The 253-nt window shown below is 48.6% G+C and carries 1 protein-coding gene; it reads left to right on the forward strand.

Features of this window, described 5'->3' with window-relative positions; translation table 11 throughout:
* Window positions 1–253 (forward strand): IS66 family transposase (locus H6A27_RS14850; RefSeq protein ID WP_204509230.1); only part of this gene is annotated, 253 nt, incomplete at both ends.

Here is a 253-nt window from a genome sequence, read left to right on the forward strand (position 1 = left end):
AAGGTGCCATACAGACGGACGGGTATGCCGCTTATGGTACACTTGAAAAGATAAAAGGTATCATCGTCATATGCTGTTGGGCACATGCCAGACGCTACTTTGAGAGGGCATTGAAGCATGACAAGGCCAGGGCGGAGTATGCCCTGACCATTATAGGCATGCTCTATGACGTGGAACGTATAGCCGATGACGACAACATGAATGCACAGCAGCGTATGGAACTGCGTAAACGGCTTGCATATCCTATAATCTG

The sequence above is a fragment of the Bacteroides caecigallinarum genome (assembly GCF_016902295.1).
Taxonomy (GTDB): Bacteria; Bacteroidota; Bacteroidia; order Bacteroidales; family Bacteroidaceae; genus Phocaeicola; species Phocaeicola caecigallinarum_A.